General features: G+C 66.9%; 26 protein-coding genes. 24 read left to right on the top strand and 2 right to left on the bottom strand.

The features are described from left to right. Positions 1-246: 246 nt before the first annotated feature. Both IP93_RS11465 and IP93_RS11460 read right to left on the bottom strand, forming a co-directional pair. Entirely contained in the window at positions 247-1155 is a 909-nt protein-coding gene (locus IP93_RS11465; protein ID WP_018077868.1) for a LysR family transcriptional regulator, read from the bottom strand. Positions 1156-1552: 397 nt separating this feature from the next. Beyond that, entirely contained in the window at positions 1553-1831 is a 279-nt protein-coding gene (locus IP93_RS11460; protein WP_025297715.1) for an ExbD/TolR family protein, read from the bottom strand. Between the two features lie 233 nt (positions 1832-2064). Here IP93_RS11460 and IP93_RS11455 point away from each other — a divergent pair, with 233 nt between their 5' ends. The 24 genes from IP93_RS11455 (at position 2065) to IP93_RS11330 (ending at position 20892) form a co-directional block, all read left to right on the top strand. Further along, positions 2065-2976 carry a LysR family transcriptional regulator gene (locus IP93_RS11455; protein WP_019751274.1) on the top strand — a complete coding sequence of 304 codons (912 nt, stop codon included), beginning with the start codon at positions 2065-2067 and terminating at the stop codon, positions 2974-2976. A gap of 531 nt (positions 2977-3507) precedes the next feature. Next, positions 3508-4269 (top strand): hypothetical protein, encoded by a 762-nt coding sequence (locus tag IP93_RS11445; RefSeq protein ID WP_013982109.1) that lies wholly within the window; start codon positions 3508-3510, stop codon positions 4267-4269. A gap of 118 nt (positions 4270-4387) precedes the next feature. After that, positions 4388-4606: an AlpA family transcriptional regulator gene (locus IP93_RS11440; protein ID WP_011829925.1), complete on the top strand. Its 219-nt coding sequence runs from the start codon at positions 4388-4390 to the stop codon at positions 4604-4606. A gap of 40 nt (positions 4607-4646) precedes the next feature. Beyond that, complete coding sequence (locus tag IP93_RS11435) at positions 4647-5513, top strand: ParA family protein (RefSeq protein ID WP_018076212.1); 867 nt, start codon at positions 4647-4649, stop codon at positions 5511-5513. Then, entirely contained in the window at positions 5497-5733 is a 237-nt protein-coding gene (locus IP93_RS11430; protein ID WP_013982111.1) for a type II toxin-antitoxin system HicA family toxin, read from the top strand. Before IP93_RS11435 ends, IP93_RS11430 begins: the two co-directional genes overlap by 17 nt. Then, positions 5726-7384: a ParB family protein gene (locus tag IP93_RS11425; protein WP_018076213.1), complete on the top strand. Its 1659-nt coding sequence runs from the start codon at positions 5726-5728 to the stop codon at positions 7382-7384. The genes IP93_RS11430 and IP93_RS11425 overlap by 8 nt, the downstream gene beginning before the upstream one ends. 17 nt (positions 7385-7401) lie before the next feature. After that, on the top strand, positions 7402-7962 hold the full coding sequence (locus IP93_RS11420) for a DUF2857 domain-containing protein (protein WP_018076214.1): 561 nt from the start codon (positions 7402-7404) through the stop codon (positions 7960-7962). A gap of 2 nt (positions 7963-7964) precedes the next feature. Next, on the top strand, positions 7965-9158 hold the full coding sequence (locus IP93_RS11415; protein WP_017244810.1) for an STY4528 family pathogenicity island replication protein: 1194 nt from the start codon (positions 7965-7967) through the stop codon (positions 9156-9158). Positions 9159-9285: 127 nt separating this feature from the next. Then, positions 9286-9585 (top strand): type II toxin-antitoxin system RelB family antitoxin, encoded by a 300-nt coding sequence (gene relB / locus IP93_RS11410; RefSeq protein WP_009618210.1) that lies wholly within the window; start codon positions 9286-9288, stop codon positions 9583-9585. Continuing rightward, a complete protein-coding gene (locus IP93_RS11405; RefSeq protein WP_009618209.1) occupies positions 9572-9859 on the top strand; it encodes a type II toxin-antitoxin system RelE/ParE family toxin in 288 nt (95 codons plus the stop codon). The genes relB and IP93_RS11405 overlap by 14 nt, the downstream gene beginning before the upstream one ends. A gap of 28 nt (positions 9860-9887) precedes the next feature. Continuing rightward, positions 9888-10079 (top strand): hypothetical protein, encoded by a 192-nt coding sequence (locus IP93_RS11400; RefSeq protein WP_011805449.1) that lies wholly within the window; start codon positions 9888-9890, stop codon positions 10077-10079. A gap of 123 nt (positions 10080-10202) precedes the next feature. Then, positions 10203-10982, top strand: a complete 780-nt coding sequence (locus tag IP93_RS11395; protein ID WP_017244811.1) for a PFL_4669 family integrating conjugative element protein — start codon at positions 10203-10205, stop codon at positions 10980-10982. Continuing rightward, entirely contained in the window at positions 10979-11527 is a 549-nt protein-coding gene (locus IP93_RS11390; RefSeq protein ID WP_017244812.1) for a DUF3158 family protein, read from the top strand. The genes IP93_RS11395 and IP93_RS11390 overlap by 4 nt, the downstream gene beginning before the upstream one ends. Further along, positions 11524-11907, top strand: coding sequence for a single-stranded DNA-binding protein (locus tag IP93_RS11385; RefSeq protein WP_016852001.1), 384 nt, complete (start codon positions 11524-11526; stop codon positions 11905-11907). The genes IP93_RS11390 and IP93_RS11385 overlap by 4 nt, the downstream gene beginning before the upstream one ends. Before the next feature lie 294 nt (positions 11908-12201). Further along, positions 12202-14217, top strand: a complete 2016-nt coding sequence (locus IP93_RS11380; RefSeq protein ID WP_043221507.1) for a DNA topoisomerase III — start codon at positions 12202-12204, stop codon at positions 14215-14217. Positions 14218-14998: 781 nt separating this feature from the next. Next, a complete protein-coding gene (locus IP93_RS11370) occupies positions 14999-15235 on the top strand; it encodes a hypothetical protein (protein ID WP_011805444.1) in 237 nt (78 codons plus the stop codon). A 25-nt stretch (positions 15236-15260) separates the two neighbouring features. Next, complete coding sequence (locus IP93_RS11365; protein ID WP_003141051.1) at positions 15261-15653, top strand: hypothetical protein; 393 nt, start codon at positions 15261-15263, stop codon at positions 15651-15653. Between the two features lie 250 nt (positions 15654-15903). Beyond that, complete coding sequence (locus tag IP93_RS11360; protein ID WP_144815748.1) at positions 15904-16620, top strand: DUF5983 family protein; 717 nt, start codon at positions 15904-15906, stop codon at positions 16618-16620. Between the two features lie 290 nt (positions 16621-16910). Beyond that, positions 16911-17708: a hypothetical protein gene (locus tag IP93_RS11355; protein WP_011805442.1), complete on the top strand. Its 798-nt coding sequence runs from the start codon at positions 16911-16913 to the stop codon at positions 17706-17708. Between the two features lie 65 nt (positions 17709-17773). Then, positions 17774-18139: a DUF3085 domain-containing protein gene (locus IP93_RS11350; RefSeq protein ID WP_019751269.1), complete on the top strand. Its 366-nt coding sequence runs from the start codon at positions 17774-17776 to the stop codon at positions 18137-18139. A 344-nt stretch (positions 18140-18483) separates the two neighbouring features. Next, entirely contained in the window at positions 18484-19035 is a 552-nt protein-coding gene (locus IP93_RS11345) for an STY4534 family ICE replication protein (RefSeq protein ID WP_119163123.1), read from the top strand. 55 nt (positions 19036-19090) lie between these two features. Continuing rightward, complete coding sequence (locus IP93_RS11340) at positions 19091-19702, top strand: DUF3275 family protein (protein WP_034037956.1); 612 nt, start codon at positions 19091-19093, stop codon at positions 19700-19702. An 89-nt stretch (positions 19703-19791) separates the two neighbouring features. Beyond that, positions 19792-20157 carry a hypothetical protein gene (locus IP93_RS11335; RefSeq protein ID WP_018076219.1) on the top strand — a complete coding sequence of 122 codons (366 nt, stop codon included), beginning with the start codon at positions 19792-19794 and terminating at the stop codon, positions 20155-20157. An 84-nt stretch (positions 20158-20241) separates the two neighbouring features. Further along, the gene (locus IP93_RS11330) at positions 20242-20892 is read left to right on the top strand and encodes a hypothetical protein (RefSeq protein ID WP_144815845.1); all 651 of its coding nucleotides are present in this window, start codon (positions 20242-20244) and stop codon (positions 20890-20892) included. Positions 20893-20932: the final 40 nt, after the last annotated feature.

Below are 20932 nucleotides of genomic sequence, written 5' to 3'. Positions count from 1 at the left end.
GCGGGTGATGGGAACAGCACCCGGTCGCTAACTCGTTTATTACGAACGTTTTTTCCGATCCAGGCGTCACGGAATGGACTCGATTGTGGACTCAAGTCTTCGGCCTGGTCAACGCAGGCCGTTGCGGGTGATCCAAAGCGAGCCAAGCACATCTATCAACAGCCAGAGCATCGGATTTCATTCCGAAGTCTATCTGTCCACCGGCACATAACGCCACAGGCCGCAACGGACAGGCGAGCTGCGTCCTCAAAGGACCGGCTCATCATCGACCGGCGCGGCCCCGTCTTTCACCCGCTCGATGAATCGCCTCATGGGCTCCGAGGGTTCGCCCCGGCGGCGCAGCAGGTAGGTGGAGAGCATCGGTGGGATGCCGGCCAGGGGACGAATGGAGATGTCCGGGCGCTGTAGCGTCTGCACCTGCGAGGCGATGGCGAAGCCGATGCCGTAGCCGGCGCCGACCAGGGTCAGCATCACGCCCAGGCTGGTCACTTCGTCCACCAGCTTGAGCGGCATGTTCGTGTCCTGCAGCACCGCCTGAATCTGGTGGCGGCAACCGGAGCCCGCCTCGGGGTGGCACAGAACCAGCGGAAACTTCAAGGCTTCGGGCAGCGGCACCTGCACGTGTGCCAGCAAGGGATGGCGTGCGGGCACGATCACCGACAGCGGGTCGGTCCACACCGGCTCGGCGACGAGGCCATCATGCACCGCGTTTGACAACGCAAAGCCGATGTCCAGCAGATCGTCGTGCAGCATCTTGAGCTGCTGCGCGAACGGCAGCTCGAAGACGCGAATCTCCAGCTCGGGCTCCTCCTCACGGCTGCGTGCCAGCAGGGTGGCGATGCGGGGCTGCGCCAGGCTGTCGCAGATGGCGATGCGCAGATGGCCCTGGTAGCCCTGTGCCGCCGCCTTGGCGCTCTTGACTGCCTGCTCCACGGTGGCCATCACGCGCCGGCATTCGCCGAGGAACACCTGGCCGGCCCAGGTCAGCCGCGTCAGGCGTGTGCTGCGGTCGAACAACTGCACGCCAAGCTGGCTTTCCAGGTCGCGCATCGCACGCGACACAGGCGACTGCTCGATGCCCAGACGCTCGGCTGCACGGGCCAGATGCAGTTCTTCCGCAACTGCGACGAAGTAACGCAGCAATCTGAAATCCAAGGCCACCTCCTGTTTGTCTTCTTCTGGTTCGGCATCTCGGGCGCCAGCATCTACATCCGCATCCCGTCAGTACCTCCTTCGATTGCATCGCGTCGAAGCACTCATGCCTGTCGGGACCAGGCCCGTCGCCGACACGCGCGGAGCTGGCCGGCGCACACAGCCGGACACTGAATGCTGATGGCCAGTGTTTGCTGCTGCCATGCCAGGGCGGGCGGCCAAGCAATATGACGCAGGCGTTCCTGCGAACCAGGGCCGCGAAGACGATGCTGCGTCCGCAAGGCTGGTAAATCAGCCGGTGTGTCGAGCACCGCGCGCAGGCGCTCACGCGTGTCGGAGTTCGCGATCGGTGCAGCCGACGACGACACGCCGGCGTCAGGGCGGGCGTGCCGATGCAGTTTCATGGGGGTGTCTTTCGGCTCACCCCGGTCGTGGCCTGGTCGGTCACGAACCCAGCTCCAACACCCCGGACTTCTGCGTAGCCGCCATCCCCTGGGCGACGCGCTCGTAGATCCACCAGGCGGTCGCCGCGGATGAAGTCCTCGGGCTGCGGTTGACGCGGCGCGGAGGCCTGCAGCCGCTGCGCGAGCTGCTCGTCGCCCATGCGTTCGTCGTTCCAGAACACGCTGCCGTGGGTAGTGACGGACAGGTTCGCCACGTCGGGCTTGATCGGCTTCACTCCATTCAGACACAGATGCTAATAATAAATATTATTGATTGTCCGTGGTTTTGTGTGATATGGCAACACCGATGGAATAACCCGGCCTTGCCTGGACACTCGCAGCCTCGCCAGCGACTGAAGGCCGGATGGCGGCAACTGGAAAGCCTCTGTGACCGGCATCGCCACCGGGAAGCACTCATGCGGTTCCCTACGGCCAGAGGAATGGACTCCACTTTCTGGGGGGGAAGTACATGAACTTACGCCATCTTCGCTGTTTCATCGCCGTGGCCGAGGAGTTGCACTTCGGCCGGGCGGCGCGAAGGCTGCATGTGGAGCAGTCACCCCTGTCGCGAACGATCCGCCAACTGGAGGCGGACTTGGGCGTGACGCTGCTGGAGCGCACGCCGCGCGGGGTGCGCCTGACCCCGGCCGGGCAGGTGTTCCTGGAGGAGGCCCGGCGCGTGCTGCTGACCCTTGAGCAAGCCCAGACCAAGGCGCGGGCGGTGGCGGCGGGACACCGGGGCACCCTGCGCATCGCCTTGGCCGGCGGCGTCGGGCGGACCCGGCTGTCGGCGCTGCTCGCGCTGTGCCGGGAGGAGGCGCCGGAAGTGGGCATCCGGCTGTTCGAGGCGCCGCTGTCGCAGGTGGTGGGCGGGCTGGGCAACGACCTGTACGACGCGGCCTTTGCGATGGCCGGCGAGATGGAGGCCGGGGTGGTCGCCATGCCGGTGTGGCAAGACCCGCTGGTGGTGGCCATACCCGCGCGGCACCCCTTGCTGGCGCACAAGCGGGTGCCGCTGGAAGAGGTGGTGGGCTACCCGCTGGTGCTGTGCCACCCGCAGGTGTGTGCGGAGTGCAGCCGGCAATGCGAGCGCCTGCTACGCCTGGTGGAGACACCGTCGGTCGTGGCCGAGTACGTGACGACCCACTCGCTGATGCTGGCCCTGGTGGCGGCCGGCTATGGCGTGGGATTTTCCACCGAGGCGCACGTGGTGGCATGCCGGCAGGCGGACGTGATCGTCCGGCCGCTGGATGAAGACTCGGCGGCGCTGACGACCTACCTGCTACATCCCGAGGGCGCGATGTCGGAGCCACTGCGCCACTTCATCGACCGTGCGCAGCGTGTCGGCCATATGCCGTTGGATACGCAACGGCTCGCATGAGGCTGTTTCAGGCGGGTTGGCCGATTCCATTTTGGTCAAACCGCCAGACCTGTTTTGTCATAGCGGGTTTCCATTGACGTTGTGCACGGGCGCGCTGCATCCAGGCGTTGCTCGCGCTTGCGGTTGGCATCCTGCGATGAAACTCGCATGCCCATCGTGGCGCGTCACAGCGAAGACGCGCGGCGCAACAGTGCTTGCCGTATGCGCATCGGCTCTGGCGTGTTGAGCTGATCGCGCTTTACTGGGCCTTTTTCCCTGCAAAGACTTTGGCCTGGTTATCCGGGTCAGGCATGGCGCCCGCGAATGACGCTGGTGACAGCATGTTTCGCGGCTTGCGAATTGTGAGTGATGGCGCCTTGCGCGGCAAGGCGCACATCTCGCATCGGAACCGGCGGTATCACCGATGCCACGGTCTTCGCCGCTTCGCCACCTGCTCGTTTCGCCCGGAGATTCCTGGACAGCCACGCACGCCGCCTGTACGGCGGGTGCGCGTGCTTGGACTCGGTGCGATGACGAATGGAGGCGCGCGATATGCCGAAGTCGAGCAGCCTGGCCGATGGCGCCAAGACCTACTACCGCCCGATCGAGGCGGCAATCCGCTGGAGCGGATTGCTGCGCTTCGAGCGGCGCATCCTGGCGGCCTTGGGAGAGCGGCCTCTGCCGGAGGCAACGGAGTTTCCGCGCTGGCCGATGCTGCGGTTGAACGCCGAAAGAATCTTCGATGCGCTGGCTCACGGCGAGATGCCGTATGGCAAGGAGGGCTTAGTGCGGGACACGCAGGGCCTGGCAATGGACGACCCGTCGCTGACGGTGCGGCACGTCGATCTGAAAGCCTGGATGGCGCACTACTACCCAGGCGAGAAACCGACGTTTCTGTTCGATGAGATCGAGCGTGCGCTTCACCCGGCGATCAGCCTGGACACAGTGGGCGCATTGCTGGTCGAACGGGAAGCGATCAAGGCGCGGCTGGCGGAACACCTGGGCGTGCTCGAGACGCTGCGCGCCGAGCATGAGGCGCTGCTGAAAACGCACGCCGCCTGCGCGGCCGACACGGAGCGTGCGAACACGCTGGGGCCGCGCAGCGAATCGACCTACCTGAACATCGTTGGCGGGTTACTGACGCTGCTGCTGGGCAAGTCGCCCAGCGGCATGCCGTATTCCAGCTTCCTGACGCAGGAGGCCATCATCAGCGCGATGGTGGCGCACCACGGCAACGCGATGGGCATCACCGAGCGCACCCTGCAGGCCAAGTTCGCACTGGCTCGGCGCAATCTGCAGAGCACAACTTCCTGAGCGATGCCAGACCGTATCTGCGGTCGCGGAAACCGCATTTGCGGTGTCTTTCTTCAACGCGGCGTTCTTAATTCGAGTCACGCCAATCAGCGCCACTGAGCGTTAAGGAGTGACCCTCATGTCTTCGCAGACCACCGCCACGGCGGCACCGACCGAGCACCGCATCCTGCGCCGCGCCGAGGTCGAAGCCAAGACCGGCTTCAAGCGCGCGCACATCTACAGCCTGATGAAGGAAGGCAAGTTCCCCAAGGCGCTGCGCCTGGGCGTGCGCGCGGTGGGCTGGGACTCGGTGGAGATCGAACAGTGGATCGCCGAGCGCCTCAAAGAACGCGCCTGACGCTTCTTCTCGGTTCATGCCATTCGACGAGGAGAAGCCCATGCAGGTGGTGTCCATCATTTCGACCAAGGGCGGCGTGGGCAAGACCACGACTGCGGCCAACCTGGGCGGCTTCATCGCCGATGCCGGGCTGCGCGTGCTGCTGCTGGACCTGGACGTGCAGCCCACGCTGTCGAGCTACTTCACGCTGGACGTGCGCGCGCCCGGCGGCATCTACGAGATGCTGGCCTTCAACGAGCGGCGCATCGAGCAACTGGTGTCGCGCACCGCGATCGCGGGCCTGGACCTGGTGCTCTCGAACGACGACCGCGGCGAACTGAACACGCTGCTGCTGCACGCTCCGGATGGGCGCCTGCGACTGCGCCATTTGCTGCCCGTCTTCCGCACGCACTATGACCTGCTGTTGATCGACACCCAGGGCGCGCGCAGCGTGCTGCTGGAGATGGCTGTGCTGGCGTCCGACCTGGCGCTGTCGCCGGTGACGCCGGAAATCCTCGCGGCGCGCGAGCTGCGGCGCGGCACGCTGCAACTGATCGAGGACATCGCGCCGTATCGGCACCTGGGCATCGAGCCGCCGCCGCTGCGCCTGCTCATCAACCGTGTGCATCCGGTGTCGTCGAACGCGCGGCTGGTCCAGCAGGCGCTGCGACAGGTGTTCCAGGAACAGGCCGGCGTGCAGGTGCTGGGCACCGACGTGCCGGCCATCGAAGCCTATCCGCGCGCTGCGACACGAGGATTGCCAGTGCACCGGGTGGAGTACCGGCAGCCGGCTGGGCGCACGGCGCCCGCGGCGCTGGAGACCATGCGCACGCTGGCCGGCGAGCTGTTCCCCGCGTGGCGGGAGTGCTTCGCGCTGGTCACCGGCCGGGCCGATGCGGGAGGGGCCAGCCATGGCGAGCGCACATGAACTGGCGCGCGGCCGTGAACGGCTGCGCGCGCTGATCGAGTTCGCGCTGGGCGAAGGCTGGCGCGTGGTGCGCACGTCCGGCGGGCACCTGAAATTCACGAAACCAGGCTGCGCGTCGATCTACACCAGTTCGACTGCGAGCGACCACCGTGCCGACCGCAATGCCCGCGCGCAACTTCGCCGGGCCGACCGGCAGGCGCAGGAGAACGGCCGTGGCTGAGCTGACGCCGCAGGACATGGCTGCCAAGCTGCTGGCCACCGGCTTCGAGCGCAGCGGCCCTTCGGCCGCGACCTTGAGCGACCCCATCGCCGACACGCCGATGATGGTGACGCTGAACCAGTTGCGGCCCTACGACCACGACCCGCGCGTGACGCGCAACCCGGCCTATGCGGAGATCAAGGCGTCCATCCGCGAACGTGGGCTGGACGCGCCCCCCGCGATCACGCGCAGGCCGGGCGAGGCGCACTACATCATTCGCAACGGCGGCAACACGCGGCTGGCGATCCTGCGCGAGTTGTGGAGCGAGACCAAGGAGGAACGCTTCTTCCGCATTGCGTGCCTGTTCCGCCCGTGGCCGGCGCGCGGCGAAATCGTGGCGCTGACCGGGCATCTGGCCGAGAACGAGCTGCGCGGCGGGCTGACCTTCATCGAGCGGGCCTTGGGCATCGAGAAGGCGCGCGAGTTCTACGAGCAGGAAAGCGGCCAGGCGCTGTCGCAGAGCGAACTCGCGCGGCGGCTGACTGCCGACGGCTATCCGGTGCCGCAGTCGCACATCAGCCGCATGAACGATGCGGTGCGCTATCTGCTGCCGGCGATCCCGACGCTGCTGTACGGCGGATTGGGCCGGCATCAGGTGGACCGGCTCGCGGTGCTGCGCAAGGCGTGCGAGCGCACCTGGGAGCGGCGTGCGCTGGGCCGCACCGTGGCCGTGGACTTCGCCACCTTGTTTCAGGACGTGCTGACGCAGTTCGACACTCAGCCAGACGACTTCTCGCCGCAGCGGGTGCAGGACGAGCTCGTGGGCCAGATGGCCGAGCTGCTGGTGGCGGACTACGACACGCTGGCGCTGGAGATCAACGACAGCGAAAGCCGCCAGCGTGCGCTGACCAGCGAACCGGCAGCGCCGACGCCCCCGGCAGCACCTGTCTTGCCTGCTACACCGCCCTCGCCGGTCTCCGCGCCTCGGCAGCCACCCGCCTCGTCTGTGCCGCGCGACACCACGCCGGTCGCGCCTCCGGCGCCAGCAGCAACACCGCCTGCACCGCCCGGAGCGCCGGAGGAACAGTACGGGCAACGCGACGAGCGTCTGCAAGGGCACATCGTGACACCGGCACCGACCACCGAGCGCCTGCTGTCCATCCAACGGATGGTCGCGGACCAGCTCGGCGACAAGCTGCCCGACTTCGAGGTCGACGCGCTGCGTGCGATCCCCGTGCAGGCTGGCGGGCTCTATCCCATCTCGGACGTCTGGTATATCGAGCCGGGGCTGGACGCGCCGGATCGCCTGCGCGTGCACATCGCGCAGTTCGCGCGCGAGATTGCCGGGGACGCGGCGGTGGCCGACCACATCGAGGCCATCGACGGCGGCATCGGCTTCGTCTGCGTGGCGCCGGCCGTGGGCCAGGCGAAAGCGCTGCCGGCGTTCGCGCGGGCGGTGCTCACCCTGCTGCATGCGCTGAGTGCGGCGCCGCCTGCCGCGAACGGCTTGGACCGCGCGCGGCTGGCCGACGAGCTGGCGGCGCTGCTGCATGGCCACGGCGGCTCGGCCACACGCCTGAGCGATGCTGCGCTGGTGAAGCTGTTCCGTCTGCTGCGCCTGGCGCGCCGGCTGCTGGACCTGCAAGCCGGCGAAGCGGGCCAGGAATCCTGAGCGCAGGAGGCTCTCGCATGTCGGCACCGCACCCGCTCAACCAGGCCGTGATCGCCCAGGCCCTGCATGACCTGCGCAACGGCCAGTTGCGCCGCTGCAAGGCCATGGGCTTCGGCGAGGAGGAGCTGGATGCGCTGAAGCACCCTGAACTCGTGAGCATGCTGGTGAATGCCACGGTGTCATGGTGTTCGGTGTCGGTGAACCAGGAGGTGTTGAAGCGGCTGCTGAGCCAGGTGCACGACGTGGAGCGGGAGATCGCCACGGTGGACCGCATGCTGCGCCTGGGGGCGAGCACGGAGATGGTCAGCAAGTTCTACGGCCTCACGCATCAGGAAGTGGCGCTGCGCCGCGACATCCTCGGGCTGCCCAAGCGCAAGGGCCGGCATCCGGTACTCGACGAGGCGCAGGACGTGGCCTTGTGGGAGCGCTGGAAGGCCGGCGTCACCGAGCGCCATATCGCCCTGACCGACGACATGGCGATGCTGGCGCTGACCATGGACCTGGCCGAGGCCATGACCCTGCCCATGTCGGTGATCTGGTCGGCGATACGGAACTGGATCGACCAGGGGCTGGTGTAGCCATGACCACGGGCAGCGCACCACGGCGCGATGGCCCGGTTGCGCTGTCGGCGTTGTTCGACGAGGCGCTGCGGCACCTTGAGCCGAAGGAACCGGCGCAGGGCACGGCGCCGAGCCAGGACTGCTTTCTCTACAGCGGCAACCGGCACGAGAGCGTCCCGCGCGCGCTGTTCCTCGACCGGCGCCTGACGCCGCTGGAGCGCAATGCCTGGCAGGTGTTCCGCCTGCAGCTCAACGACGACGGCGTGACCGCCTTTCCTACCTACGACCAGCTCCGCCCCTATCTGGCGTCCATGCCCTGTGCGTCGCAAGCCTCGCACGAGACCGTGGCGCGCGCCTTGACGCTGCTGCGGCTGACACGCTGGCTCAGCCTGGTGCGGCGGCGGCGCGATCCCAGGACCGGCCGTATCCAAGGCAACCTCTACGTGCTGCACGACGAACCGCTGTCGCCCTTCGAGGCGATGCAGCTCGACCCGGACTACCTGGGCTTGGTCAGTCAGGCGCTCACGCACGCGGCGAAGGCGGTGCAGGTCGTGGGCATGAACACGCTGCGGGAGATCGCCGAAGACCCGCTGCTCAGCGGGCGCACGCTGCCGACCCGCCTGCAAGTGCTGGCGCAGCGCATGGCGCGGCATGGCTGGACGACGCCAGGTTATCCACAGGAGGGTGCGGACCACGAATCCGAAGAAGGCCAGGAAGCCCTTCTTCGGAATGCTGCGCGCCCGTCTTCGGAATCCGAAGCAGGGCCGAAACCCGCGCCGGACGGCTCTCTTCGGATTCCGAAGCAGGACCGTACAGTACGTAATGATCGTATAAATGAAGTACGTACAGTACCGCGCGCGAGGGCCTTGCAGAACCTGCGGCTGCCAGACCGCTTCCAGCGTTTGAAGCACGAGCAGCAGTCCGGCGCGCTGGTGGCCTTGCGGCAGGTGGACGAAGCCCTGCGGCAGGCGGTGCTGGACGAATGGGAGGCGCGCTGCTGCAACAGCTCGGTGCGCAACCCGGCTGGCTACCTGTTCGGCATCATCCAGAAGGCGATCCGTGGGGAGTTCAAGGCCTGGGCGGGCGACAGCGCCACGGTGCCGCCTGCTTCCCGTCCACCCGCACCGGCACCGGCGCCATCGGCACCGCCGGTATCCCCCGAAGTGGCGCGCGCCCACCTGGCGCGGTTGCGGGCGGCCCTGCGCGACCCGTGACCGGCCGAGCTATCCCCTGGGGATAGCTGGGACAGGGAGCCTTCCGGCGGGTCAATCCGGCTACACCCTTGCCAAGGTCTCAATTGAGATACAAAATAGGGGCTAATGCATAACAGGAGAAGCAACGATGGCCGCACAGACTTCGATGCTGCACATCCGCGTGGACGATAAGCTCAAGGCCGATGCAGCCGAGAAACTCGCCGGGGTCGGCCTCACCGTTTCGGACGCCGTGCGCATCCTGCTGACCCGTGTGGTCAAGGAAGGCGCACTGCCGGCTGGCCTCACGGCCGACCCGGAGGCCTACGATGCCTGGTTCCGGGCGAAGGTCCAGGAGGCGCTGGCCGACACACGGCCGCCGGTGCCGCACCAGCAGGTCATGGATGAGGCGCAGGCCCTGATCGACAGGAAGCGGCGTGCGCGTACTTGAGTGGCGGGAAGCTGCCCGCGCCGACCTGCTGGCGATTGTTGACTACATCTCGGACGACAACCCCGATGCCGCGCAGCGGTTGAAGGACGACATCGAGGCCAAGGCCGCGAAGCTGCCGGAGCGCCCGAAGCTCTACCGGCCTGGCCGCGTGGCCGGCACGCGGGAGATGGTCGTGCGTGCGAACTACGTGGTGGTCTACATGGAGGACACCCGCGCGGTGTCCATCCTGCGCGTGTTGCACGCCGCGCAGCAGTGGCCGCCGGCACGGGAGTGAAGGAGGTTTTCCTCACTGGAGATTCACCATGAATACCAAGGAGCCTGAAGCAGCCAAACTCAAGGCGCTGCAGGAAGCAGCTTGCATGGGCTGGGCCGACATCGCCGCCGGCCGCCATGCCGATGTTGCCGACGGCCAACTCGAAGGTTTCATTGCACAGTTGGGACAGCAGGCGGCGCTTGCCGTCGCTACCCGCCGCGAGGCTATCCCCAGGGGATAGCTGGGACAGCCAGCCTTCCCGCCACCGACAAACCGGGCGCACGCCGATTGCGGTTTGTTGACTGACGGCCTTCCGGGCGGTGCCGATGCTGGCGACTCGTTCCGTTAATGCGAGTCGTCACCCATGGCCAATGAACCCCTGCAACTGAATCTCGGGTCGCTGCGCAGCGCGATGTCGCTGACGCTGCACACGCACCACGCTTCGCGCATCTGGCACGGCCGTGCGCCGACCGAGGGGCGCGCCGGCATCATCGGACTCAACGGCTTCATCAGTGCGATGAACAAGATGAAGCGCGGCGCCGAGCAGGACGATCCGTACTCGGACTGGTGGATGTTGCGGATCGAGGACAAACTCGCCGACACCAAGACCCGTCTGCAGACCCTGCGCGAACAGGTGGATCAGGCCCTGGCCGACGTGCCCCCGGCGCTGTCGCTGGGCGAGAACATGAACGTGCAGCCGGTGAAGCTGCCGCTGTTCGTGAACGCCCAGCTCGGCTTCATGGCGGTGTACCTGCTGGCCGACTACGACGACTTGGCGCGCAAACTCATCCTGGCGCACCACACGGCGCTGATCGACCGCAGCACCTTGGAGCGCTGGCTCAATGATGGCGCGCACGCGCTGCGCAGCCTGTTCTCGCTGGCCCAGCAGTACCGCTACTCGGGCACGACGCGCGACGACTTCGCGGCGAAGAACGCCGCGGCGCGAGCGGCGTTGGAGAAGTTCGGCGAGCTGCCGCAGGACGTGCTGGAAGGCACGCGCCGCTCGCGCTTCGCGCCACCCATCGCGCGGCGGACGACCAAGCCCGGCACGCCGCATGCTGCGCCCGCCATCGAGCCCGATGCGCCGGCTCACACGGATGGCGCAGCCAATCCAGCGACGGGCAATGAGGGTGCTGACGCATGACGGCATCGCCCCCCATCAGCCACTCCACGCGCTTCGTGGCGCTGGAACAGGCGGACTTCCAGCGGCTGGAACACGCAGGCTACCTAAAAGGCCTTTTACAGCCTTTTAAGGGTAAGGGGAGTCTGGAGACCTGGGCCAGCCAGTGCGCAGCGCTGCGCGACGACGTGATTGGCCTGGCGCAGCGGCGCGTGCTGCCCCAGGCGCGCGCCTACCCCTTCAGCCTGCTCGACGTGCAACTGGCCCAGCAGGCCACTGGCGCAGGGACGACCTTCCTGCGCTGGCGCAACCTCGACCGTTCCTCCATGGGCGTGGCGTTGTGGGAGGCCCTGCTGGCCAACCCCGCGACGCCGGCCTCGCTGATCGACGAGCTGTACGCGATGGAACTGCAGCGCATCGTGCTGAACATGCAGATCAGCCTGACCCACAGCATCGCTCGCCAAGCCCTGGAATGCGCCAGCAAGGCCGCCCAGGCCGAAGCGGCTTACCTGCGGCGCGTCCACGGGCATACCGCGTCCGTTCCACCCACCACCAAGGAGTCACCATGAGCACGCACTTCGTCGGCGAGGGCAACATCGGTTCTGCGCCGGACTACCGCGAATTCCCGAACGGCAACGACGAGCCGCGCCGGCTGCTTCGCCTGAACGTCTACTTCGACAACCCGATCCCGAAGAAGGACGGCGAGTACGAAGATCGCGGCGGCTTCTGGGCGCCCGTGGAGCTGTGGCACCGCGACGCCGAGCACTGGAAGACGCTGTACCAGAAAAGTATGCGGGTGCTGGTCGAGGGCCGCACCGTGCGCGACGAATGGGAGGACGCCGACGAGAACGAGCGCGTGACGTTCAAGGTCGAGGCGCGGCGCGTGGGCATCCTGCCGTACCGCATCGAGTCGGTGGCGCTCAGCGCCAAGCCGGCCGGCGGACAGTAGTTCGCCCATCGCCGGTCCCCCGAGGGCGGCTGTAGCAACCGTCATACGCCCGCGATGCACCAGCGAGCTATCCCCAGGGGATAGCTCCAAGGTCGTCCACAGAGTTCCAGCCGCCCTCCCGAAACGACGCTCTTGCTGTGCCAGCTCCTGCGGTCTATGCGCACTGCTGCGGCAACGGACCGCCTGCCGATCACAAAGCGGTGTCTGCATCAATCGGCTTCCTTGCTGCCGGCATCTCCTGGCCCCGCCAAGCTGACGCCCATCCGATGAACCGCACATTTTCAAGGAGGCTTCATGCGCGTGTTCCTGTGCGAGAAGCCGTCCCAGGGCAAGGACATCGCCCGTGTGCTGGGTGCCGGCCACCGCGGCAACGGCTGCTACAGTGGCGCCGGTGTCGTCGTGACCTGGTGCATCGGTCATCTGGTGGAGGCGGTTCCGCCCGAAGGCTACGGCGATCAATACAAGCGCTGGGCCATCGAGCAACTGCCTATTCTTCCTGAGCGTTGGCGTGTCGAGCCCAAGGCGGCGACCGCGGCGCAATTCAAGGTCGTGCAGCAGCTCGTCGCCAAGGCGGGCGAGCTGGTGATTGCGACCGACGCCGACCGCGAGGGCGAGATGATCGCCCGCGAGATCATCGACCTGTGCGGCTACCACGGGCCGATTCAGCGCCTGTGGCTGTCGGCGCTCAACGATGCGTCGATCCGCAAGGCGCTGGGTGCGCTCAAGCCGTCCGCCGAGACGCTGCCGCTGTACTACTCGGCCCTGGCCCGCTCGCGTGCCGACTGGCTGATCGGCATGAACCTGAGCCGGCTGTTTACGCTTCTAGGTCGGCAGGCCGGCTACACCGGCGTGCTGTCGGTGGGGCGCGTGCAGACGCCGACGCTGAAGTTGGTGGTGGATCGTGATCGCGAGATCGCGCGCTTCGTCTCTGTGCCGTATTGGGCCGTGGACGTGCTGCTATCCCATGCCGGCCGGTCCTTCACCGCGAGCTGGATACCGCCCGAAGGCAGCACCGATGCAGCGGGTCGCTGCCTTCAGCAGCCGGTGGCGCAGCAGGCTGCGGATTGCATTCGCGCCGCACGCGATGCGCAGGTCGTGTCGGTGGACACCGAGCGCGTGCGCGAGGCACCGCCGCTGCCGTTCGACCTGGGCACGCTGCAGGAGGTGTGCTCCAAGCAGTTGGGCCTCGACGTGCAGGAGACGCTGGACATCGCGCAGGCGCTGTACGAGACGCACAAGGCGACGACCTATCCGCGCAGCGACTCGGGATACCTGCCCGAAAGCATGCTCGCGGAAGTGCCGGCGGTGCTCGATGCACTGCTCGCCACCGATCCCAGCCTGCGGCCCTTGATCGGCCAGCTCGACCGCAACCAGCGTTCGCGCGCCTGGAACGACGGCAAGGTGACGGCTCACCACGGCATCATCCCGACGCTGGAGCCCGCTAACCTGTCGGCCATGAACGAGAAGGAACTGGCCGTCTACCGGCTGATCCGCGCTCATTACCTCGCGCAGTTCCTCCCGCACCATGAGTTCGACCGGACGGTAGCGCAGTTCTCGTGCGGCAGTCAGTCGCTGGCGGCCGTGGGCAAGCAGATCGCCGTCACCGGCTGGCGCGAGGTGCTGGCGACGCCGGGGCCGGACGATGCCGACGGCGAGGATGCGCAGCGCAGCCAGGTGCTGCCGGCGCTGCATGCGGGCCTGTCCTGCCCGGTCGGCAAGGTGGATCTCAAGGCGCTGAAGACGCTGCCGCCCAAGCCCTACACGCAGGGCGAGCTGATCAAGGCCATGAAGACTGTCGCCAAGTTCGTGACCGACCCGCGGCTGAAACAGAAGCTGCGAGATACCACAGGCATCGGCACCGAGGCGACACGCGCCAACACCATCAACGGTCTGATCGGTCGCGGCTACCTGGTCAAGAAAGGCCGCGCCGTCCGCGCTTCCGATGCGGCATTTACGCTCATCGACGCGGTGCCCTCGGCCATCGCCGACCCCGGCACCACGGCGGTGTGGGAGCAGGCGCTGGACATGATCGAGGCCGGCCAGATGGCGCTGGACACCTTCATCGAGAAGCAGTCCGTGTGGGTCGGCCAGCTCGTGCAGCAGTACCGCGGCGCAACGCTCTCGCTCAAGCTGCCGCCGGCGCCGGCCTGCCCGCAGTGCGGCGCACCGATGCAGCAGCGCACGGGCAAGAGCGGCGCGTTCTGGTCCTGTTCGCGCTACCCGGACTGCAAGGGCACGTTGCCGATCGAGTCCCCGACGGGCCGGCGCAGCGCACCGCGCAAGCGGTGCGCTGCCTCCAAGGCGTCCTGATCCTCGCTTCCCCCTGCCGCGCCGGCCACTTCACTGGCGGCGAGGCAAACGTCCCGCACCGCGCGGGACTCCAAAGCGCGCGTCTCCTTCTGCAACGGTGTGCGCGCCCCGTCTGCCCGCCGTCGGGCGACGGGGCGAGAAGGTCATTGCTCCACGAATCGCGCCCGCCGCCATTCCCTTGATCGGTGTGCCTTGCCTCGGTCACGAGGGGCTTCCTGACGCCTTGCCGCCGCGCGAGCCGTGAGGAGGCCCCTTGGGCCGAGGGTATTCCGTGCCGGTGCCCGCCGGCGAAACATCGGGCTCCCTTTGTGTGTGGATGCACGCCAGAGGTTTCCGGCCCCAGCCACGAAACGGGCCGGGTGCGATTGCTGACGCAGCGAACGGCTTTGACGACGGCCTGCGCTGACGCAGCCCACAGGTGGTTTTCCTTTCTCTTCAGCCGAAGGCCCGTGTGGCCTTCGGCGCCCTGGTCTTTGCCTTGTCCCGTGACGCGGGCCATTGCCCTAAAGCGGGCCGTCCGCGATTCGGTTTTCCCTGCGACGGCAGCCATGCTTCGCGCCCATCCTCACGCCATGCGTTGCTGACAGTCGTCAGCGGCATGCCCTGGCAGTCTCGGTCTTCAAGACTGCAACGCGGTTCGCCGCGTCGACCGATCCAGTCCGCTTCGCATCGCCCACCGCGGACGCTCGCCGGCCTGGCGACGATGCACTTTTCTCAACCACCCGAGGGGAACCCCATCCCCTGCGGGATGCGTGCTCCCCGACCCACCAAGGAGCACGGCATGTCTGAACCTTCCGCATCTTCCTCTGCAACCGCAGTGCGCAGTGGTGCGCTGGCGCTGACCTGGACCGGCAAGCGTTTGCCGCTACAGGTGCTGCGCAGCGCGGCCGGCCACTACATCGGCACACAAGACGACGAAGGCCCGGTATCGCGGGAGTCCGTCGAGTATTTCCCGAACCACCTCGCAGCACAGCGCGCCCTGGATACCCATGCCTGGACACAGCGCGCTCACGCCTGATTCCCACCCTTCAAGGAGTTCTCTCATGAATCTGTCTTTACCCGAAGACGTGCTCGATCAGATGGCGCTGGAACAGGCGCACTTCGACGCTGCACCGCAGGCCTTCTTCGAGGCCTGGAAGCGCGGCGCGCAGATCGCCGGTCACGAGTGGTTCGGCGACGGCACACGCGAAGGTCTGCAGCGTGCCACCACCAAGTGGGACCTGCGGCCCAACATGCTGATGCTCAACGACGCCTTGGGCGTGCTGAGCAGCGGTCAACGCATGTTCCTGTCCGCGATGGTGAGCTTCTACAACTCCCGCGAGGGCGGCGCGATGCTCAAGCGTTGCGGCTTCGAGGGGCTGTCCGACTTCGGCGGCCTCGATCTGGAGCGGCGCCAGGTCATCGCCGACCTCACGCTGCACTACAACGGCTGGTGAGCCGCGCCTGGCAACCCGCCGTCTTTTCATCCCACCCCACGAGGGACATGCGTCCCCGTTCGGGGCCATGTCCCTCCTTCCTTTCGCAGGAGCGGCCATGTCCCGAATCAGCATCTTCCACTGACCTGCACCGCCCGCCACCAGGGCGGCCCGACGCCGCGGCCGGCTGACCGGCTGCCACTTCATCCACTCGCTGGGGTTCAATCCCCGGCAGGGGATTGCCTCGGCCATCCTCTGCTGGAGGAATCCCATGTCTCATTCCAAAAAACCCTTCGTCCGCGGCTACGATGGCCTGTCCGTGCAGCGGCTGCTGGCGATTTCCTACGACGACGACTGCCCGCTGAGCTATCTGCCGCTGCACGTCTCGCAGTCGCACCTGCCGGACAGCCAGGTCGAGCGCCATGCCTGCGTCTTCTGCGACGACTTCGCGCTGATCACCGAGGGCCAGAACGTGCCGCCCGAGCTGGACGCGCAGTGCCCCAGCCACGGTATCGCCCGAAACCTCGTCTACGCCGTCATGGCCGAAGAAGCCGGCCAGCCGCTGCACGTCGGCGATACCTACTCCGAGGAAGCCGCGCGCGAGGTGGTACGCCGCCTGCGCTTCGAGACCGGGTTCTACGGCCGTGCCTGGGAAATCAGTTCGGCGCACATCACCGAGGAGGCCGGTCGCTTCCTCGCCGAACTGGCGGACATCGCCACGCCGAGCGGTTTTCTGTTCGTGGCCTTCCGCATTCCCTACAGCCCGGCGGTCGGCGTGAAGCTGGTCGCCACGCCCTGGACGGATGCGAACCTGCAGCATGTCGAGGGCATCACCGCCGAAGAGCTGCGGCAGGAGCACCGGGCCAAGGGCGTGCCGGAGTCCCTCGTGGAAGTGTTGCACCTGGCTGCGCTCGCCGACGTTCGCATGTTGGTGTTCGATGCCGACGCGCCAGTGCTGGACGGGCTGACGCTCTACGACGACGAGTAACCCGCAACCCATTCGAGCCCCCACGTCGGGGCTCTTCTTTTTCGCGGAACGCGGTGCCGGCGCATTGCCGATTCCCAACGGACGGTCGCCGCCATGTGCCGCACGCTGGCCGCATGTTCGCTGGCGTTGCCGGCAGCATGCCCAGGCAGTCGAGACCTTCAAGACTGCGGCGCGGTTCGCCGTGCTGGTTGCTTCGTTCTCCGGGCGCACCCGCGTCCATCCACCTCACCCTCAAGGGACAGACCTCCCTTGCGGGCGGGAGTCCCTTGGTTGCCACAAGGAGTCTCCCCATGGATACCCAAGCCATCCGCGCACAGATGCCGACGCTCGTTGTCGGTCATGTGCCTTCCAACGTCCGTTCGTTCAAATTCAACATCTTCGACGGCCAGCCCAAGGTTTCGACGCTGGGCTTTCACATCGACCCGAAGCCTTTCGAGGGCAAGGTCATCGCCACCACCGACGAGGCCATCGTCGTCAAGACGGGACGAGCCGAGTTCGCGGTGCTCGATCGCACGCTCGTGACCGAAGTGCCCGACGAGGGCGCCAAGGTGCAGGTCGAACCCTATGTCAGACGCCGCTTCGACGGTCAGCGGGCGGACACGCCCGAGGAGCAGACCGAGTTCACCGCCGACGGCCAGCCCTACACGGTGAAGCGGTTGGTGCTCGGGTCCGCACCGGCGAAGCTGCCGATTCCCAAGCCCCGCTGCCCCGAGCTGCAGGAACTGGTCGACCAACTGGAGCAGTTGCCCGCTCCCGACGGTTTCCGGCGCGTCACCCACATGCTGGTGGATGCCGGCGCGCGGGACATCACCTGGGTCGATCCGCTGCCCGCCGACATCATCCGCACGCCGCCGGCCATCGGCTTCACCGTCGCCACGACGAAGTTCCAGGGTCGCGTCACCGTGCTGTATGAGCGTGGCCTCGACCTCTACGCGGTGGAGCTGCACCGCGACGGCGAGCTGGTCGAACGGGTCGATGAGGTGTTCTTCGACACCCTCGGCGAGACGCTGGAACGGCTGATCGACGACGGGAGTTGGCGGCGCATCCGCGTGCAGTGCCTGTCGTGTCGTAAGGCTATCCGGCACTGATCTCACAGCAGCTTCCCGCCCTCGCGGCGGGAAGCCTCTTTTCCTGCCCCCTGGAGATCACACCCATGACTGTTCGATTCAAAGGCACGGAGCTGCGGCCCGTGCTCGCCGAAGCGGTGGCGAATCAATGCCGCGTCATCCTGGTCAAGGATCAGGGCGTGTACTTCCTGGCCGAGTGCGGCGAGCGCCGACCCGATGGTCGCCAGAAGACCATCGCCTATGCCGCTGGCTGCAACCCGGATGTCGATGCCTTCGATGACTGGTGGGAGCTGGCGCGCGCCGAGTTCGGTGGCGACGACTTCGGCGAGTTCTTCGATCCGCAGGAGGGCGTGTTTGCGCGCATCCTGCACAGCGAGGACGACCTCGACGTGTCCGCCACCGCGACACACCTGTCGCTGCAGGCGGTTCCTTCCACGCCCAGCGGCAACTGACCGCCCATCCCTGGCCCCCGCTCCGGGGGCCTCTTTCTTCCCGGCAATGCGGACAGCCGCGAGTGCCGATTGCCGCTCGCCTGCGCGCCGCCCCGGCGCCACGCTTCCGGCCATGTTCCGCTGACGTCCGTCAGCGACATGCCCAGGCAGCCACGATCTTCAAGGCTGCGACGCGGTTCCGACCGCGTTGATCACCCCAGTTCGCACCGGCATCCATGCGCGAACGGCCATCGGTTCTCGATGGCGATGCCACCAAGCTGTTCCATCAACCCACGCGGGGGTTCCACACCTTCCCCGCCTTGGGTCGGGTGTGTCTCCGCCTCATTGTTCCCAGGAGATTCACCATGACCACTTCCAACGAAAAGTCCTACTTCGATCTGCACATCACCGGCCTCGGGTATCTCAATCGCATCCGCGAAGTGAAGCCCAAGAAAGGCGATGCGTTCCTGGCCTGCGACATCGCGGCTCTGAACGGTCCCAGCGATGACGTTTCGTATGTGCGTTTCGACACGCGCGTATCGGGATCGGAAGCGCAGCACCTGGTGCGCCGCTGCATTCAGGCGGTCGACGCCGAGAAGAAGGTGATGATCGGCTTCCGCATGGGCGACCTGTGGACCGACACCTTCACCTACTCCAAGGGCAAGCGTGCCGGCGAGCAGGGTGTGAGCCTCAAGGCCCGCCTGCTGTTCGTCAGCTGGATCAAGGTCGACGGCAAGCTCGTCTACAAGGCCGAACCCAAGCCGACCGAGACCGGCGAGCGCGACCCGGAAGTCCCTGTGACGTCCGACGCGCCCGCCGCGCAGCAGGCCTCGGCACCGGAGCCTTCCGAGCCCGACGCTGATGCTGCCGACGACGCTGCCGATGCCCTCGCATTGGCCGTTGCCGAGTCGTTTTGACCCGCAAGGCCCCATCCCCGGGGCCTTGTCTTCTCTATCGTCCCAGGAGACCTTCATGATCACCATCCCCGGCCAACTGGCCATCAAGACCATCCACGGCAGGAACGGCGACTTCAACGTCGGCCGCCTGGCGACCTCGATCGGCGAGTTCGTCGTGAAGAACGCCGAACTCGATCAGTACCGCGAGGGCAAGTACGACGGTGATTTCGCCATCGTCGAGATTCGTCCCTCCACGTACAACGCCAACGGCCGCATGGTCATCGAGATCCGCGCCCATCTGGGCGGGATGACGCTGTCCAACATCGACGCCCTGAGCCGCGACGAGGCCCGCCGGCTGAGTCCGCAGGAAGTCGATCCGATCGACGAGGAGGCGCAGACGCCCGCGCCGGCATTGCCCCCGGCCAAGCCGAAGGCGAAGCCGCGCAGTCCGCGCGATCCCCTGGTCGATACCACGCCGTTCGGCAGCGAACCGGCTCCCGTGTCCGCTGCGGCCTCGGCCGAGGCAGACGACGCGGCGCTGTTCGGTGCCTTGTGGCCCCTGGGCGAGACCGTGAAGCTCGATGCGACCGTGGATCGTCGTGTGCTGCGTCAGCAGCGCGACCGTCTCGACAAGCTGGGCTACGAGTTCGCTCCGTTGTCCCAGGACTGGCACCTCAAGACTGCCTGATCCATCCGCCGCCTTGCGCGGCATTCCGCCACCCGCCGGGGTTCTCCCCCGACGGGGAGGGCTCCGGCCATTTCTTCAAGGAGACCTTCATGGGCTGGACCTTCGTTCGTCAGACGCGCGATCAGTTGATCCGCGAGCTGATCGCTCCGCAGGCGTCCGAACGCGCTTGCTGCGAAGTCATCGACCACACGCTGGACGGCGACGTTCTGTGGACCGTGGTTCGCGTCACCGCCAGGCAGGCGGGCGTCATGGGCCTCGCGGCCGGTGAGTCCGTCTGCTACATCGGCTGCCATCTGCTGGAAAGTTCGGGCGGCGATTGGGGCTACAAGTCCCTCGATGAGTCCGTGCATCCGTACTACTACTCGTGCCCGCTGCGCTATCTCGACATGGCGCCGGTGCAAAGCCCCGAGTGGCGCGAGCGGGTTCACCGCTTCCACGCGGGACGCGCTGTCTAGGGGCACGCATCTTCCTTCACCCAACCGGGGCGAGCACGGCCCCGCGGGCTGTGGTTGCTCCTTCTTTTCCAAGAGGACATCACCATGCCTGCACCTTCTTCCGCGAAACCGCTGTACCGCATCGACGAATGCCCCGACCTCATGGCCGACGCTTGCGTCGGTGACGAGCAGGGCAATCTCGTCTTTCTCTCGATCTGGGCGCGCGACACCGCCGTTCAGGAGTTCCTCGCCCGCCTGACCCTCGGCCGGGATGAACAGGGACTGGATCAGTTCCACGTCATCACCGAGCAGGGCGCATCCATCTCGGTCTTCGTCGGCAACGTCGAGAACCTGGAAAAGCGCATCACCCGCGCCTATCGGCGAACGCTGTTCGGTTCGCTGACGAACGTGTGGCTGTTCGATCGTCGCTGCGTGAAGCCAGACAAGGCCAACGCCAGCGCGCTGGCGCTTCTGCCCAGGGATTCCGCTCACCGGCTCGACCGGCTGTGGACGCTGGTGCAGGACACCTGCCCGCTGCCACTGCTCGACCACTGGCGCGACACCGTGCTGGAGCTGTTGCAGACACGGCGGATGCTGACCGGTCTCCCCTTGGCCCTCGGGCCGCTGGAAGGGCATCGGCTGGCCCTCGATGTCCCGGCGCTGACGAAGGCGTTGGGCGAGCTGATCCGCAACGGCACCCTCGGCGCCACGCAGTACGAACTGGCCGCGAACGCACCGCTTCGGCGTGTGGCGTGAGCCATCCCAACGGGCATGCGCGCCGCGCGTGCCCGCCTTC

The organism is Aerolutibacter ruishenii (assembly GCF_007830115.1).
Taxonomy (GTDB): Bacteria; Pseudomonadota; Gammaproteobacteria; order Xanthomonadales; family Xanthomonadaceae; genus Aerolutibacter; species Aerolutibacter ruishenii.
The sequence above is the reverse complement of the archived record's forward strand: the minus strand, read 5'-3'. Positions and strand labels throughout refer to the sequence as shown.